This is a genomic window from Sphingobium sp. 15-1 (genome assembly GCF_013375535.1).
In the GTDB taxonomy this organism is placed as follows: Bacteria; Pseudomonadota; Alphaproteobacteria; order Sphingomonadales; family Sphingomonadaceae; genus Sphingobium; species Sphingobium aromaticivastans.
In genome coordinates this window covers 2,674,255-2,689,680 of record NZ_JABXJG010000001.1, presented here as the reverse complement: position 1 = coordinate 2,689,680, position 15,426 = coordinate 2,674,255, and the positions used below count along the sequence as shown (strand labels likewise).

Genomic DNA, 15,426 nt, shown 5'->3' with positions numbered 1-15,426 from the left:
GCATATGATCGCATCGCCTGAACTGGGTTCCTGCCTTCGCAGGAACACGGCGCGCCTAATGTCCTTCCCTGGCGAAAACGCGCCTCAGCCCGCCTGCCGGTTGCCGTAGCCGATGATCAACGTCGCGAAGACCAGCAGCCCGACGCCGCTCCACACCATGCGGCGCACCGCTGGTTCGGCGTCTTTCCACTCCCGGAAGGCGAAACCCCAGCAGGTCCCGAAGATGATGATCGACGCCATGTGCAGGGTCCAGCTCGAAAAGCCGAAACGGCCCATCTGGCTCTCGCCCATGGTGTAGAAGAAGAATTGGAAATACCAGGCGGTGCCGGCCAGCGCGCAGAGCAGGAAATTGGGCAAGAGCGGAGGCCCATGGCCGCTTTCGTCCGCCGCGCCGAGCCATTGTCCCGCCGACCGGTTCTTCGCGATCAGCCAGCCGCACCAGAGCGCGTTGGTGATGAGGCCGCCGAACATGACGAGGCACAGCGTCGGCAGGCCGGTCCAGAGCGGTCCCGTGCCGGCGGCGGCGCTGATCGCCTTGACCGGCTCGCCCGCCGCCAGGCCGAAGGCGAAGCAGCTCGACATGATGCCGGAGAAGACAGCCACGGCGATGCCCTTCCGAAAGTCGAACTCCGCGACGGCGGCGGCCTTCTGCGCGGGCGACAGCGCTTCATCCTTGCGCGCGCCCGCACGGGCGACGACGACGATGCCCAATATCGTCACGGCCAGCCCCAGCAGAACGATCTGCCCATGCAGCATGCCCGCAATTTCGGTCATGAAGCTGCCGTCGAAGATCGGCGGGATCAGCGTGCCGAACACGGTGCACAGGCCCAGCACCACCGCCATGCCGAGCGACAGCCCCAAATAGCGCATGGTAAGGCCGTAGGTCAGGCCGCCAAAGCCCCAGAGGAAACCGAAAAAGACGCACCAGCCGATGATGGAGCCGGGCACCTGGCGCATCACACCTATCAGGTCACTGGTCTGGACGGCGGCGAAGAACCAGGGCGCGATCACCCAGGAAAACAGACCGCCCGTCAGCCAGAAAATCTCCCAGTTCCAGCGTTTGACGCCGCGATAGGGCACATAGAAGCTGGCCGAAGCAAAGCCGCCCAACCAGTGGAAGAGAACGCCCAGCAACGGATTGGGAATCACAGGCTCAACCCCAGTCGATAAAGGCGGTTGGCGTTTCGGCCGAACAGGGCGCGGCGGTCCTCCTCCGCAAAGTCCGCGACAATGGCGTGATAGGTTTCCATGGCGCGATCGATCGGCGCGAACAGCTTGTCCGTCGGCGCGTCGCTGGCGAACAGGCAGCGGTCGACGCCGAACAGGTCGATCGTCTCCAGAATCAGAGGCTCGACGGTCTCGCGGCTCCAGTCGCGGCGGACGAAGCCCATGCCGGACAGCTTGACCGCGACGTGGGGCAAGGCGGCGAGCGCCTTCATCCCCTTGCGCCAGTCTTCCAGCCCATCAGCGTCGGTCAACACCGGCATGCCCATATGGTTGATGATGACGGGAATGTCGGGATACCGCGCGATCAGCGGGACAAGGCCCGGCATCTGCCCCGGATAGCATTGCAGGTCGAAGGAGAGGCCATGTTCGGCCAGCAGCGCATAGCCCGCCCGCCATTGCGGATCGACGGTGAGGTCAGCCGGACCATAGGTGCGGTTCGGATCGCCATGCCAGTTGGCGATATGGCGGATGCCCTTGACGCGGGGATGCGCGGCTTGCGCGGCCAGCAGCGCGCCGACGCCGGGATCGTTCAGCGCGGCGAAGGCGACGAAGCCGGTCGGCAGGCCCTGAACTTCGGCCAGCCCGTCCAGCCACTGCGTTTCCCGAAGCGCGCTGTCCGCCGCCGCGCCCGCATCGACATGCACCGCGCCGACGACATTCCAGCGGGCAAGGTCGGCGCGATAGTCCGCCACGCCATAATCCCGCGCAATCGCTTCGACGCTGCCGTTCGGCCCTTCGTCGGAGAAGGGCGGGTTCAGCCAGTCATAGCGGATATGCGCCAAGTCCCAGAGATGGATATGCGCGTCCACGAACGGGATCATAGTTCCTCCCCATCGGGAAGCGGCGCACCAGCTTTCGGAGGCTGGTCGCGCCACCTATTGTCTAGAAGGTCGTCCGCCCGCCGGAAGTGTCGAAGGTCGACGCCGTGGTGAAGCTGCATTCCTCGCTGGCCATGAAGCAGACCATCGCCGCCGATTCCTCGACCAGACCGAGGCGGCCCATCGGAATCTTCGACCGCATATAGTCGACCTGGCTCTGCGGAAGCTGCTCCAGGATCGGGCTTTCGAAGGTCGCAGGGGTCAGCGCGTTGGCGATCACGCCCTTGCCCGCCAGTTCCTTGCCCAGCGACTTGGTGAAGCCGATCACGCCCGCCTTGCTCGCGGAATAGGCCGAGGCGTTGGGATTTCCCTCCTTGCCCGCCACCGAGGCGAGGTTGACGATCCGGCCATAGCCGTTCGCCAGCAGGAAGGGCACGACTTCCCGATTGCAGTAGAAGAGGCCGTTCAGATTGATGTCGATCACCCGCTGCCAGCTATCAGCCGGATAGTCCCAGACCGTCGCGGTGGCGCCGGTGATCCCCGCCGAGCAGACGAGGATGTCGATCTTGCCAAGGGCCTCCGCGCTTTCCTTCGCGGCAGCGGCCACGGCGCTTGGGTCCGACACGTCGAGGGCGACGACATGGGACGCGCCCACTTCATCCTTCGCGGCAGCAAGGGCGTCGGCATTCACATCCCACAACGCCACCTTGCCGCCTTCGGCCACGATCCTTTCCGCAACCTGCCTGCCCAGGCCGGAGGCGCCGCCGGTGATGACGGCGCACCGACCTGCATAACGACCGGGGAAGACGCTCATCCGAGCACCTCTTCGCCCAGATGGCGCCATTCGACCACCTGCTGCCTCTGGACGCCCAGACCGGCGATGCCCAGTTCCATCACGTCGCCGGCCTTCAGATAGATGGCGTTGGGCTTCTTGCCTTCGCCCACGCCGGGCGGCGTGCCGGTGATCATCAGGTCGCCCGGCTGAAGCGTGACATATTCGCTGACATAGGAAATCAGCTCCGCCACGGTGAAGATCATCGTCTTCGTGTTGCCGGTCTGCATCCGCGCGCCATTGACGTCGAGATGCATGTCGAGGTCCTGCGGATCGCCAATCTCGTCCGCCGTCACCAGCCAGGGGCCGACGGGACAGAAAGTGTCATGCCCCTTGCCCTTGCTCCATTGGGTGCCGCGATTCTTCTGGTTGAAGCGTTCCGACACGTCATTGGCGAGGACATAGCCCGCGACCTTCGACAGCGCCTCTTCCTTGCCCACATAGCGGCAGGTTTCACCGATGATGACGCCCAGTTCGACTTCCCAGTCGCCATGGATCGCGCCCTTGGGCAGCATCACCTCGTCATCGGGGCCGTTGAGCGAGGACAGCGCCTTCATGAACATGACCGGCTCGGTCGGGATCGGCAGGTTGGATTCGATCGCATGGTCCTCATAGTTGAGGCCGATGGCGACGATCTTGCCGATGCCCTTGACTGGCACGCCATAGCGCGGCTCGCCCTCGACCACCGGCAGCGAGGCGATGTCGGCGGCCTTGGCGGCGGCGAGGTTGGCGATGGTCAGATCGTCGATGACGCCCGACAGGTCGCGAATCCGGCCTTCGCTGTCGATGACGCCGGGCTTTTCCTGGCCACGCGGGCCGAAACGGCAGAATTTCATGGGCTTATACTCTCTGAGCTATCAATGGGTGTAGGGGCGGTGCATCGCGATCTCGCGATTGAGTTCGACGCCGAAGCCGGGCGCATCGAGCGCGCTGACCTTCAGCCGGCCATTTTCCGGCACCGGCTCGCCCATGAGTTGCGGGTGGAACATTGGCACCACCTCTGTGGGGCCGGGGTGCATCATCAGAAACTCCGCGAAGGGCGAATTGTGGCGGGTGATGACGAAATGATAGCTATAGACTGACGAGCCATGCGGCACGACCATCTTGCCATGGGCGTCGGCCAGCGCGCTGATCTTCAGCAATTCGGTGACGCCGCCGCACCAGCCGACATCGGGCTGGATGATGTCGCAGCAGTCCATTTCCATCAGCATGCGGAAACCCCAGCGGGTCGCCTCATGTTCGCCGGTCGTCACCAGCATGCCCTGGGGCACGTTGCGCTTGAGCTGCTGATAGCCCCAATAATCGTCCGGGCTGATCGCCTCCTCGATCCATTTGAGGCCGAGGTCATGGGCGGCAATGGCAAGCCGGGTCGCATAATCGACGTCGAGCGCCATCCAGCAATCCCACATCAGCCAGAAATCATCGCCCACCCTGGACCGCATATCGGCCAGTTCCGCGATATTCTTCTTCAGGCCCTCTATCCCCTCGGCCGGGCCATGGTGCAGCGGCAGCTTGCCGCCGATGAAGCCGAAATCCTTGGCGACATCAGGCCGCGCGCCGGTGGCGTAGAATTGCAGCTCGTCGCGCACCGCGCCGCCCAGCAGATGATAGACCGGCTCCTGCCGCAGCTTGCCGAGCAAGTCCCACAGCGCCAGGTCGACGCCCGAAATGGCGTTCACGACCAGACCCTTGCGCCCATAATATTGGGTCGAGAAATACATCTGGTCCCAGATCTTCTCATAATCCGTGGGCGAGCGCCCTTCGAGGAACCGGGCAAGATGCTTCTCGACGATATAGGCCGCCGGTTCGCCCCCGGTCGTCACCGCGAAGCCGACCGTGCCATCCTCCGCCTCGATCTCCACAACCAGCGTGCCCAGCACGTTGATGCCGAAGCTCTGCCGCGACTGGCGATATTCGGGATAGCGCGACATCGGCGTCGCGATGTGATCGTCGATCCAGTGGCCTTCGCCCTGGTCATGATAGTCGGCGCCGCCGCCGCGCACGGTGAAGGCGCGGACTTGGCTGATCTTTGGCAGGGTCACGATCGGCACGCGAAAAACTCCTCAAAACCCGCTACCGTCCCGTCGGAGAACGGCAGAAAATAATTCCACTATATGGATCTATGTTGCACTATTTTTGACGAAAGCGCGTTCCGGCGCAACCGGAAAGAATCAGGCCAGCTTCTCCTTAACCCTTGTTTTTCTCATTTTATGGGATAGAGTGTTACTTGATGAGACAAAATTCGTCAAACCCGGAATCGGTCGAGCGAGAGGAAAAGTCGAAGGTGCAGGGGTCCCAGACCCTGCAACGGGGGCTGGATCTGCTCGATCAGGTGATCGACGGCCCGGTGAAGCTGGCCGACCTGTCGGAACGCATGGGCCTCACGCGGTCGACCACCCACCGCCTCGCCAATGCGCTTGTGGAGCGCGGATTCCTGACCTTCCTGCCGCGTGAGGGCTATCAGTTGGGGCCGAAGCTGCTGCAACTGGGCTTCCTGGCGCAGAGCCAGGCCGACGTGGTGCAGATCGCCCGCCCGCATCTGGAGGCGCTCGCCGCCGCCAGCGAGGATGTGGTGCATCTGGGCCGCCTCGATGGCGATCAGGCGCTGTATCTGGACAAGATTCCCGGCCGACGCCGCGTGGAAATCTCCAGCCGCATCGGGGACCGCCAGCCGTTGACCTCCACCGGTCTTGGCAAGGCGCTGTTGCTGGACGACGCCGAACCGACCTGGCATCGGCTGTTCGAGGCGGATCAGGCCGCGGGCACGCATCCGGTCGATTACGACCTCTGGCTGGAGAGGATGCGCGCCTATGTGGCGGCGGGGCGATCCTTCGACCTGGAGGAGAATGAGGATCTGATCCGCTGCGTCGCCGCGCCGATCCGGGACGCGTCGGGCGCGATCGTCGCCGCCATCAGCCTGTCGAGCGCCGCCCAATATATGGATGACGGCCGGATGCAGACGCTGAGCGAAGATGTCCGCGGCACCGCGCACAGGATCAGCGCCGATCTGGGCTGGACCCCCGGCGTCAAACCACCCCGCCGCCCGACGCGGCGCTGAACTCTCCAAGGAACCTCCCATGAAGCTGCTTGAAGGCAAGACCGTCCTCGTCACCGGCGCATCGACCGGCATTGGCCGCGCCGCCGCCATCGGCGCGGCCCGGCATGGCGCCGATGTGGTCATCAACTATGCGAACAGCGACGGCCCCGCCCAAAGCTGCGTCGCGGAGATTGAAGCGCTGGGCCAGCGCGCCCTCGCGGTGAAGGGCGATGTGGCCGATCCGCAGACCGCGCAGGATTTCGTAGCCAAGGCGGTGGACGCCTTCGGCAAGGTCGACGTGATGGTCAGCAATGCGGGCATCTGCCCCTTCCACGCCTTTCTCGACATGCCGGTCGACGTGGTGGAGCGCACTTTCCGGGTGAACCTGCACGGCGCCTACTTCATGGTGCAGGCGGCCGCGCAGCAGATGGTCCGCCAGGGGCATGGCGGCTCGATCGTCGCGGTCTCCTCCATCTCCGCGCTGGTCGGCGGCGAATATCAGACCCACTATACCCCGACCAAGGCGGGCGTGCATTCGCTGATGCAATCGACCGCCATCGCGCTCGGCAAGCATGGCATACGCTGCAACAGCGTGCTGCCGGGCACCATCCTAACCGAGATCAACAAGGACGATCTGGCCGATGTCGAGAAGCGGAAATATATGGAGGCCCGCACGCCCTTGGGCCGCCTTGGCCAGCCGGAAGACCTTGCCGGGCCGATCGTGTTTCTCGCTTCGGACATGGCGGCCTATGTGACGGGCGCGGCGCTGCTGGTCGACGGCGGCATGTATGTGAACCTCCAATAACCCCCTCCCTGTCATTCCCGCGAAGGCGGGAATTCATCTCCCATAAGGCGCCCCACGCGGCTCGGTCAGGAGATGGGTTCCCGCCTGCGCGGGAACGCGACCCATCCAGAGAAGCCGCCCCATGAGGATCGCACTCAAATCCGCAGCAGCCCTCATCGCCCTGCTCGCGCCGCTGCCCGCCTTCGCCGCGCGCCCCGGCGACACGATCCTCATCGCCAGCGATTCCACCGCCGCCGATTACCAACCCGGCAGCTATCCCCAGACCGGCTGGGGCATGATGCTGCGATGCGGCCTCGCGCCCGAAGTCCGGGTCAGCAACCATGCCATGGGTGGCCGCTCCACCCGCAGCTTTCTGAGCGAAGGCCGCTGGATGCAATTGCTCTCCGAAGTCACCCCCGGCGACACCGTCCTCATCCAGTTCGGCCATAACGACGCCAACCGCGCCAGGCCGGAACGCTGGGCGCCCGCGCCGACCGACTATCGCAACAATCTGCTCCGCTTCATCTGGGACGTGCGCGCCGCGGGCGGCACGCCGGTCCTGCTCACCCCCGTCACGCGCCGCAGCTTTGGCCCGGACGGCAAGGCCAGGGCCGATTTCGCGGACTATTCCGCCATAGTGCGCGACCTGGCAGCGGCCACGCACACGCCGCTGATCGATCTTGAGGCGCTGTCCCGCGCCTGGGTCGACCGGGCCGGGCGGCAGGCGTCCAGCGCCTATTATCTCCATTACCGCCCGGAGGACGGCGCGATCGGCTTTCCCAAGGGGATCGACGACGACACCCATTTCAGCGAACTGGGCGCCCGCCATGTCGCGGATCTGGTGGCGGGCGGCCTCAAATCGCTGAACCTCCCCATCTCCGCCAAGGTGCTGAGCCAGCGCCCCGCCCTCACCCGCACCACGCCGCTGGGAAAGACGAGCTGCCAATGACGATTCTCGACCGCCGCACGCTTCTAACCGGGGCCGCCGCTACCGCAACCCTCGCCTCTGCGGCCGCGGCGCAGAGCTTCCCCGTGCCCCAGGGCTTCGAGCGCTTCCCGATCTGGCCCGGCAAGGCCCCCGGCGGCGAGCATGTCACCGTGCAGGAGGTCGAAACCCTGCGCCGCCCCGACAGCGGGCCGGATGACGGCATGTTCGCGCATATCGTCACCCCGACCCTGACGATGCTGCGCCCGGCAAAGCCCAATGGCGCGGCGATGATGCTGATCCCCGGCGGCGGTTACAGCCGCGTCGCCATCGGCCATGAAGGCTACAGCATTGCCCGCCGGTTCGCGCAGGCCGGCTACACCTGCTTCGTCCTGCTCTACCGCCTGCCCGGAGACGGCTGGGCCGCCGGGCCCGAAGCGCCGTTGCAGGACGCGCAGCGCGCCCTCCGCCTGATCCGCAGCCTTGCCGCCAAAGAGAAATTCGATGCCAACCGGGTTGGCGTCATTGGCTTTTCCGCAGGCGGGCATCTCGCAGCCTGGCTGACCAGCCGCACCGCCGAAAGCTACAAGCCGATCGACGCCGCCGACCGCGAACCAGCCAGAGCCGCCGTCGCGGCCTATATGTATCCCGTGATCCAGATGGAGGGAGAGTTCGTCCATGCCGGTTCCCGCACCCAATTGCTCGGCCCCAACCCGACACCGGAACAGATGCGGGCCTACTCACTCGACCAGAATGTCAGCGAGACGACCCCGCCCGCCTTCCTCGCCCATGCGCTCAACGACAAGGTGGTGCCGTTCCAGAACAGCATCGCCATGTTGAGCGCGCTCCGGGCCAAGGCCATCCCCGCCGAATGCCATCTGTTCGAGACGGGCGGCCATGGCTTCGGCATCACCCAGCAAGCCGAGGCTTCCGCGCCCTGGCCCGACCTCTTCCTCGCCTTCGCAAAGCGCCATGGCGTATGAGCAAACAAGTCGCCCTGTTCGTCACCTGCCTGGTCGACCTGATGCGCCCGCGCATCGGCTTCGCCGCGATCCGCGCTCTGGAGGCGGCGGGCTGCGAGGTGGTCGTGCCCGAAGGCCAGACCTGCTGCGGCCAGCCCGCGCTCAACAGCGGCGACCGAAGCCATGCGGCGGCGCTGGCGAAGCAGACCATCACAGCGCTCGAACCTTATGCAGCGATCGTCGTCCCCTCTGGCTCCTGCGCGGGGACGATCCGCTGTCATTATCCGGAAATCTTCGAGCATGACCCGGAATGGCTCCCCCGCGCCCAGGCGGTTGCGGCCAAGACCTTCGAGATCATGGCCTATCTCGACGAAGTCTGCGGCTGGAAGCCCGAAGGCGTCAGCGTCGACGCCAAGGCGACCTATCATGACAGTTGCTCCGGCCTGCGCGAACTCGGCATCAAGGCCCAGCCGCGCCGCCTGTTGAAAAGCATCGACGGACTGACCTTCGCTCCCCTCCAAGGCGAAGAAAGCTGCTGCGGTTTCGGCGGCACCTTCTGCGTCAAATATCCGGCCATCTCCAACGCCATCGTCGGGGAGAAAGCCGACGCCATCGACGCGACCGGCGCCGACCTGCTGCTGGCGGGCGACCTGGGCTGCCTCATGAACATGGCGGGCAAGCTGAACCGCTTGGGGTCCAAGGTCCGTGCCTATCACGCCATCGAACTGATCGCGGGCATGGGCGACGGCCCCGCCATCGGGGAGGAGCCATGAGCGCCTTCACGGACCGCGCCGATGCGGCGCTGGCCGACCGCATGCTGAAGATCGCGGTCGAGCGCACCGCCGGCACCGCCGAAGCCAAGCGCGCCATCGCCGTCTCCGCCTTCCCCGATTTCGAGGCTGCGCGGACCCGCGCCGCCGCGATCAAGGACCATGTCATCGCCCATCTCGGGGCCTATCTCGAACAGTTCGAGGCCAACGCCATCGCTGCCGGAGCCAAGGTCCATTGGGCCAGCACCGCCGACGAAGCGTGCCGGATCGTCATCGACCTCTGCAAAGCGGCGGGCACGAAGACGGTCGCCCGTTCCAAATCCATGCTGGGCGAGGAAATCGGCCTGCCCCACGCCTTGGCCGAAGCCGGGATTGGCCGCGTCGAAACCGACCTGGCCGAACATATCATCCAATTGGCCGACGAACGCCCCTCGCACATCATCTGGCCCGCCATGCACAAGACGCGGGAGCAGGTCTCCGCGCTGTTCAAGGCCAGGCACCGCACGCCGCATGAAGAGGAAAGCATCGCCGCCATGGCCGAAAGCGCCCGGCGCGAACTCCGCTCGCAGATGCTGGGCGCGGATGTCGGCATATCCGGCGCGAACTTCCTGATCGCGGACACGGGCGCCATCTGCACCGTCACCAATGAAGGCAATGCCGAACTCTCGCTCGTCCCGCCCCGCGTCCATATCGTGACGGCGGGCATCGAGAAGATCGTGCCATCCATGCCCCACGCCATCCATATGCTGCGGATGCTGGCGCGATCCGCAACCGGCGCAGCGCTGACCCAATATACGACCTTCTACGCCGGCCCCAAACGCCCCGGCGACAGCGACGGGCCGGAGGAGATGCATATCGTCCTGGTCGACAATGGCCGCACGACAATGCGCGAGGAAGGGCTGGCCGAGATGCTGCGCTGCATCCGCTGCGGGGCGTGCATGAATCACTGCGTCGTCTTCCGCCAGATCGGGGGCCATGCCTATGGCGGCACCTATCCGGGGCCGATGGGATCGGTGCTGACCCCCGCGCTGGATGGTCTGGCGGAAAGCCGCGACCTGCCCCATGCCTGCACGCTCAACGGCAAATGTCAGGAGGTCTGCCCGGTCCGCATCCCGCTCCCCACGCTGCTGCGCGGCTGGCGCGAGAAAAGCTGGCGCGAGGGGCTGGAGCCGAGGTCCATGCGATGGGGCTTGAGCTTCTGGGCTTTCGCCGCTCGCCGCCCGAAGCTCTACCGCTTCGGCACCGGCATCGCCGTGCGCGCCATGCGGATGATCGGGAAAAAGGGCTGGATCACCCGGCTCCCGCTGGCGGGCGGCTGGACCCGTTATCGCGACATGCCCAGGCCCGCGCCGCAAAGCTTCATGGCCCAATATAGCAAGGAGCGCCGCAAATGAGCGCCCGGCAGACCATTCTCGCCCGTCTTGAAGGCGCCGCCCCGGACAAGGCGGAAGCCGACGCCTTGCTGGCCGCCCCCGAGCGCCCGGCGGTGGATGAGGGCGCGCTGACGGCCGAGTTCCTTGCCCGGCTCGCCTTGCCGGGCGTCAGCGCGACGCATGACGCCATTGAGGGCCTGCGCGACCTCCCGGCCGCCATCGCCCGCTATCTTGCGGGACAGGACGAACCTTTGACCCTCTGCCTGCCGCCCGACCCGCGCCTCGGCCCCTGCGACTGGAGCGGCTTCACCGTCCACGATAATGCCGCACCCGACGAAACCGCCACCCTCGCCATCGCGCGCAAGGGGATCGCGGAAACCGGCTCGCTGATCTTCGAAACCTCTCCGCAAGCGCCGATGCTCCCCAATTTCCTGGCCCTGCACCATATCGTGCTGCTGGCCGCGCAGGACATCGCGCCTTATCTGGAGGACGCCCCGCTGCCGGGCGCCCAGCCCCGCGCCCATTATTGGATCACCGGCGTGTCCGGCACCACCGACATAGAGGGCAGCTATGTGCGCGGCGCCCATGGCCCGCGCTTCCTTCATGTCATCCTGCTGCGGGAATGATAACCGCATGTTAGAACACTATTCCACATTTCGGGAATAAAGGGTTACTTTCTGCGCTTCGGACGCTATAAGCGGGACAGAAGCCCCTGCATGGAGATTCCCTGTGTTCGAGAAGACCTATCACGCGACGCATCCCGACATGATGGAGTGCGTGGACAATGAGAGCTTGCGCGACCGCTATCTGGTCGGCGGCATGTTCGAAGCGGGCAAGGTCGTCTTGTACTACTCGCATAATGAACGCTTCGTGATCGGCGGCGCCGTGCCGGCGGGCGGTTCGCTGAAACTGCCCGACCAGACCGAACCCGCTTCGGCGGCGGGTCATCCCTTCCTGGAACGCCGCGAGGCGGGCGTGGTGAATATCGGCGGCCCCGGCGCGATCACCGTCGACGGCGCGCGCCACGAGATCGGCAACAAGGAATGCCTTTACATTCCCATGGGGTCGAAGGAGGTCATCTTCGAAGGCGCGGAGGCGCGTTTCTACATCGCCTCGCTGCCCGCGCACAAAGCCTGCCCAATCAGGAAGATCACGCTGGCGCAGGCCAATCCGCTGGAGCGCGGCGACCTCGCCAACTCCAACCACCGCACCATCTACCAGCTCGTCATCCCCGGCGTGTGCGAAAGCGCGCAGTTGCTGATGGGCCTCACCGTCCTCGAAACCGGCAGCGTGTGGAACACCATGCCCCCACACCTCCACGACCGCCGCAGCGAAATTTATCTTTATTTCGATCTTCAAGGCGGCGACCGCGTCTTCCACTATATGGGCGAACCGGACGCGATGCGTCACATCGTCATCGAGAATGAGGAAGCGGTGATCTCCCCGCCCTGGTCGGTCCACATGGGATCGGGCACGAAGAGCTACGCCTTCATCTGGGCGATGGGGGGCGAGAATCTCGATTATACCGACATGAACGTGCTCGACATCTGCCAGTTGAAGTAAGCTCGCAAAACTCCCCTCCCGCAAGCGGGAGGGGCTGGGGGTGGGCCTCCGCCGCCAGCGTTGAAGCGCCCCGCTATCGCGAGGCGCACCCACCCCCGACCCCTCCCGCCCGTGGGAGGGGGGAGACAGGAAATGACCACTCCCTTCGATCTTACCGGCCAGGTCGCGATCGTCACCGGCGCCAATACCGGCATCGGTAAGGCGATCGCGCTGTCGCTGGCGCAGGCTGGCGCGGACATCGCCGCCGTGGGCCGCACGCCTGCTGAGGAAACCGTCGAAAAGGTCCGCGCGCTTGGAAAGAAGGCGGAAATCGTCTCCGCCGACCTCTCCACCATCGAACCGGTCCAGCGCGTCGTCGACGAAACGCTGGAAAAGCTTGGCCGCCTCGACATCCTCGTCAACAATGCCGGAATCATCCGCCGCGCCGACAGCGTCGACTTCACCGAGGAAGATTGGGACGCGGTGATCGACACGAACCTGAAGGTCCTCTTCTTCCTCTGCCAGACGGCGGGGCGGCACATGCTGGCGCAAGGTTCGGGCAAGATCATCAACATCGCCTCGCTGCTCTCCTTCCAGGGCGGCATCCGCGTGCCCAGCTACACCGCGTCGAAAAGCGGCGTGGCGGGACTCACCAAGCTGCTGGCAAACGAGTGGGCGGCCAAGGGCGTGAACGTCAACGCCATCGCGCCGGGCTATATCGCGACCAACAACACCGCCGCCTTGCAGGCCGACGAGACCCGTAACCGCCAGATTCAAGAGCGCATTCCGGCAGGCCACTGGGGCGATCCCAGCGACATCGGCGGCGCGGCGGTATTTCTGGCGAGCCAGGCAGCCAATTATATCCACGGCCACACGCTCGCCGTCGATGGCGGCTGGCTGGCGCGCTGATCGGAGAGTGACGTGCTCCTGCGAAGGCAGGAGCACGTCACATCTAGAGGAGGGGTGCACTCTCCCACATCCGGAAGAGGAGGAGGATCGATGCCCCATATCGACAGGCGAACCGCCTTGGCTGGAACCAGCCTCACCGCCCTTGGCTTGGCGCTCCCCACGCAGGCCGCGCTCCGAAAGACCGGCGCCCGCCCCGGCCCCTTCCTGATCGGCGCCGATATAAGCTGGCTTCCCGAGGATGAAGCGGCGGGCGCCCGCTATTTCGTGAAGGGCGAGCGGAAAGACCCGATCCTTATCCTGCGCGACGCGGGATTCAACGCCATCCGCCTGCGCATCTTCGTCGACCCGTCCAAGGGCTATTCGAAACGCGAACCCGACAAGGCCTGGGCAGGTCTCGACCAGACCGTCAAGCTCGGCCGCCGCGTCCGCGAAGCGGGCATGGGGCTGGTCCTCAGCTTCCATTATAGCGACATCTGGGCCGATCCGGAGCATCAGGGCGTCCCCGCCGCCTGGAGCGGCTATGATCTCCCGCAGCTTGCCAGGGCGGTGGAAGCTCACACCCATGACACGCTCGTCGCGATGCGGGCGGGCGGCGCGCCGGTCGACATGGCGGTGATCGGCAATGAAACGACCTTCGGCATGCTCTGGCCCCATGGCCGGGTGAAGCTCTCCACCCCGACCGGCAATCCCGTCACCGACGCCAATCATGCCAGGGTCGGGGAAGTCGGCGGCTTCGACGCCTTCGCCCAGTTACTGCGCGCCGGGATCGCAGGCGCCCGCAAGGCCGAACCGGCGGTCCAAATCCAGCTTCACAACCATCTCGGCCGCCACTGGCCGATCGTGCGCGAATGGACCGATGCCCTGATCGCCCGCCAGGTCGATTTCGACGTGATCGGCTTCTCCTGCTACCAGCAGCGCGCGCAGGGGGACTGGGCCGCGACCTTCAACGCGTTCGTGAAGCGCTATCCCGACAAGGGTCTGCTGGTGGCCGAATATTCCAGCCGCAAGCGCATGCTGAACGACCTCGTCCATAATCTGCCGGGCAAAAGGGGCTGGGGCACGTTCATCTGGGAGCCGACCCGCCATCAGGAAGCAATCTTCGACCTGAACGGCGGGAATGCGGGCGGCGGACCCAAGCCCGACCTGATTTCGCAAGGCCTCAACAGCGCCGAAGCGCCCGGCGGCCTTGCCGCCCAGCCACCCGCGCCCGAACCGGAACCGGCCGGTCCCATCGGCCATGGCGGCGACTATGTCGCCAATCCGCTGCTCGACCTCTACGCCCAAATGGCGAAGGCCTATCGATGAGGCGGCGCGACTTCGCCCTAGGGCTGGGCGCGCTGGCCCTGACCGGCTGCGCCACCGGACGCGGCGGGGGCCGGAGCGATCCGCTGATCTTCGCCTATTTCGCAACGGGCAAGAAAGGCGAGGCGGACGGCCTCAAGCTCGCCGTCAGCGAAGACGGCTTCACCTTCCGCGCGCTCGCCAACAGTCGCAGCCTGCTGATCCCCGAGGTGGGCGAAAAGAAACTGCTGCGCGATCCCTTCCTCTTCCACGACGGCCGGATCTATCATCTGCTCTGGACCACCGCCTGGGAAGGCGTGACCATCGGCCATGCCACCAGCAAGGACCTCCTCCACTGGTCCGCGCAGGGGGCAATCCCGGTGATGCAGCACATTCCCGGCACCCGCAATTGCTGGGCACCCGAGGCGATCCGCGACCCGCGCACCGGCCGCTATGAACTCTTCTGGTCCAGCACCGTCGCAGGCCGCTTCACCGAAACCGCCGGGACGTCGGAATCAGGCTACAACCACCGGCTGTGGCGCAGCAGCACGGCGGATTTCAAGACTTTTTCAGAACCGCAGCCGCTTTACGATCCCGGTTTCAGCGTGATCGACGGCACCTTCGCTCATGGTCCCGACGGCGGCCTCTATCAGATCGTCAAGGATGAAACGGTCCAGCCGCCCCGCAAATGGCTGCAAATTGCGCACGCGCAAAGCGTCAACGGCCCCTTCGGCCCGCTGTCGCAGCCCTTCTCCCCCTCCTGGGTCGAAGGCCCGATGACCGCTCGCGTCGGGGACGCGCTGATCTGCTATTATGATGTCTACAGGGAGGGCCGCTGGGGCGCCGCCCTGACCCGAGACATGGCGCATTGGGAGGATGTGAGCAGCCGCCTCACCATGCCCGTGGGCGCGCGTCACGGCTCCTTGCTCCGCGTGCCACGCGCCTTGGTGGACAGGATCGGCTGAC

At 65.6% G+C, this 15,426-nt stretch carries 16 protein-coding genes; 11 read left to right on the top strand and 5 right to left on the bottom strand.

What is annotated here, in order from left to right; genetic code table 11:
- Window positions 1-84: 84 nt before the first annotated feature.
- The 5 genes from rhaT to rhmD form a co-directional block, all read right to left on the bottom strand.
- Window positions 85-1,149, bottom strand: coding sequence for an L-rhamnose/proton symporter RhaT (gene rhaT, locus HUK72_RS12810; protein ID WP_176597109.1), 1,065 nt, complete (start codon window positions 1,147-1,149; stop codon window positions 85-87).
- A complete protein-coding gene (locus tag HUK72_RS12805; protein WP_176597108.1) occupies window positions 1,146-2,048 on the bottom strand; it encodes an amidohydrolase in 903 nt (300 codons plus the stop codon). The genes rhaT and HUK72_RS12805 overlap by 4 nt, the downstream gene beginning before the upstream one ends.
- 61 nt (window positions 2,049-2,109) lie before the next feature.
- Window positions 2,110-2,859, bottom strand: coding sequence for an SDR family NAD(P)-dependent oxidoreductase (locus tag HUK72_RS12800; RefSeq protein WP_176597107.1), 750 nt, complete (start codon window positions 2,857-2,859; stop codon window positions 2,110-2,112).
- Window positions 2,856-3,713, bottom strand: a complete 858-nt coding sequence (locus tag HUK72_RS12795) for a fumarylacetoacetate hydrolase family protein (protein WP_176597106.1) — start codon at window positions 3,711-3,713, stop codon at window positions 2,856-2,858. Before HUK72_RS12795 ends, HUK72_RS12800 begins: the two co-directional genes overlap by 4 nt.
- 21 nt (window positions 3,714-3,734) lie before the next feature.
- The gene (gene rhmD / locus HUK72_RS12790) at window positions 3,735-4,919 is read right to left on the bottom strand and encodes an L-rhamnonate dehydratase (RefSeq protein ID WP_176597845.1); all 1,185 of its coding nucleotides are present in this window, start codon (window positions 4,917-4,919) and stop codon (window positions 3,735-3,737) included.
- A gap of 188 nt (window positions 4,920-5,107) precedes the next feature.
- Here rhmD and HUK72_RS12785 point away from each other — a divergent pair, with 188 nt between their 5' ends.
- The 11 genes from HUK72_RS12785 (at window position 5,108) to HUK72_RS12735 (ending at window position 15,425) form a co-directional block, all read left to right on the top strand.
- On the top strand, window positions 5,108-5,935 hold the full coding sequence (locus tag HUK72_RS12785) for an IclR family transcriptional regulator (RefSeq protein WP_176597105.1): 828 nt from the start codon (window positions 5,108-5,110) through the stop codon (window positions 5,933-5,935).
- A gap of 19 nt (window positions 5,936-5,954) precedes the next feature.
- Window positions 5,955-6,719, top strand: a complete 765-nt coding sequence (locus HUK72_RS12780; protein ID WP_176597104.1) for an SDR family NAD(P)-dependent oxidoreductase — start codon at window positions 5,955-5,957, stop codon at window positions 6,717-6,719.
- A 121-nt stretch (window positions 6,720-6,840) separates the two neighbouring features.
- Window positions 6,841-7,647 (top strand): rhamnogalacturonan acetylesterase, encoded by an 807-nt coding sequence (locus HUK72_RS12775; protein WP_176597103.1) that lies wholly within the window; start codon window positions 6,841-6,843, stop codon window positions 7,645-7,647.
- A complete protein-coding gene (locus tag HUK72_RS12770; protein ID WP_176597102.1) occupies window positions 7,644-8,606 on the top strand; it encodes an alpha/beta hydrolase in 963 nt (320 codons plus the stop codon). The genes HUK72_RS12775 and HUK72_RS12770 overlap by 4 nt, the downstream gene beginning before the upstream one ends.
- Window positions 8,603-9,358 (top strand): (Fe-S)-binding protein, encoded by a 756-nt coding sequence (locus tag HUK72_RS12765; RefSeq protein WP_176597101.1) that lies wholly within the window; start codon window positions 8,603-8,605, stop codon window positions 9,356-9,358. The genes HUK72_RS12770 and HUK72_RS12765 overlap by 4 nt, the downstream gene beginning before the upstream one ends.
- On the top strand, window positions 9,355-10,749 hold the full coding sequence (locus tag HUK72_RS12760) for a lactate utilization protein B (protein ID WP_176597100.1): 1,395 nt from the start codon (window positions 9,355-9,357) through the stop codon (window positions 10,747-10,749). The genes HUK72_RS12765 and HUK72_RS12760 overlap by 4 nt, the downstream gene beginning before the upstream one ends.
- Entirely contained in the window at window positions 10,746-11,354 is a 609-nt protein-coding gene (locus HUK72_RS12755) for an LUD domain-containing protein (protein ID WP_176597099.1), read from the top strand. The genes HUK72_RS12760 and HUK72_RS12755 overlap by 4 nt, the downstream gene beginning before the upstream one ends.
- 103 nt (window positions 11,355-11,457) lie before the next feature.
- Window positions 11,458-12,291, top strand: a complete 834-nt coding sequence (gene kduI, locus HUK72_RS12750; protein ID WP_176597098.1) for a 5-dehydro-4-deoxy-D-glucuronate isomerase — start codon at window positions 11,458-11,460, stop codon at window positions 12,289-12,291.
- A 132-nt stretch (window positions 12,292-12,423) separates the two neighbouring features.
- The gene (kduD, locus tag HUK72_RS12745; RefSeq protein ID WP_176597097.1) at window positions 12,424-13,179 is read left to right on the top strand and encodes a 2-dehydro-3-deoxy-D-gluconate 5-dehydrogenase KduD; all 756 of its coding nucleotides are present in this window, start codon (window positions 12,424-12,426) and stop codon (window positions 13,177-13,179) included.
- Between the two features lie 90 nt (window positions 13,180-13,269).
- A complete protein-coding gene (locus HUK72_RS12740) occupies window positions 13,270-14,484 on the top strand; it encodes a glycosyl hydrolase 53 family protein (RefSeq protein ID WP_176597096.1) in 1,215 nt (404 codons plus the stop codon).
- Window positions 14,481-15,425 (top strand): glycoside hydrolase family 43 protein, encoded by a 945-nt coding sequence (locus HUK72_RS12735; protein WP_176597095.1) that lies wholly within the window; start codon window positions 14,481-14,483, stop codon window positions 15,423-15,425. Before HUK72_RS12740 ends, HUK72_RS12735 begins: the two co-directional genes overlap by 4 nt.
- The last annotated feature ends 1 nt before the right edge of the window (window position 15,426 follow it).

Coding starts and splice junctions, on each gene's coding strand:
- HUK72_RS12735 (WP_176597095.1), top strand. CDS start 14,481: ATGAGGCGGCGCGACTTCGCCCTAGGGCTGGGCGCGCTGGCCCTGACC.
- HUK72_RS12765 (WP_176597101.1), top strand. CDS start 8,603: ATGAGCAAACAAGTCGCCCTGTTCGTCACCTGCCTGGTCGACCTGATG.
- HUK72_RS12785 (WP_176597105.1), top strand. CDS start 5,108: ATGAGACAAAATTCGTCAAACCCGGAATCGGTCGAGCGAGAGGAAAAG.
- HUK72_RS12770 (WP_176597102.1), top strand. CDS start 7,644: ATGACGATTCTCGACCGCCGCACGCTTCTAACCGGGGCCGCCGCTACC.
- kduD (WP_176597097.1), top strand. CDS start 12,424: ATGACCACTCCCTTCGATCTTACCGGCCAGGTCGCGATCGTCACCGGC.
- HUK72_RS12800 (WP_176597107.1), bottom strand. CDS start 2,859: ATGAGCGTCTTCCCCGGTCGTTATGCAGGTCGGTGCGCCGTCATCACC.
- HUK72_RS12780 (WP_176597104.1), top strand. CDS start 5,955: ATGAAGCTGCTTGAAGGCAAGACCGTCCTCGTCACCGGCGCATCGACC.
- HUK72_RS12760 (WP_176597100.1), top strand. CDS start 9,355: ATGAGCGCCTTCACGGACCGCGCCGATGCGGCGCTGGCCGACCGCATG.
- HUK72_RS12775 (WP_176597103.1), top strand. CDS start 6,841: ATGAGGATCGCACTCAAATCCGCAGCAGCCCTCATCGCCCTGCTCGCG.
- HUK72_RS12740 (WP_176597096.1), top strand. CDS start 13,270: ATGCCCCATATCGACAGGCGAACCGCCTTGGCTGGAACCAGCCTCACC.
- HUK72_RS12795 (WP_176597106.1), bottom strand. CDS start 3,713: ATGAAATTCTGCCGTTTCGGCCCGCGTGGCCAGGAAAAGCCCGGCGTC.
- HUK72_RS12805 (WP_176597108.1), bottom strand. CDS start 2,048: ATGATCCCGTTCGTGGACGCGCATATCCATCTCTGGGACTTGGCGCAT.
- HUK72_RS12755 (WP_176597099.1), top strand. CDS start 10,746: ATGAGCGCCCGGCAGACCATTCTCGCCCGTCTTGAAGGCGCCGCCCCG.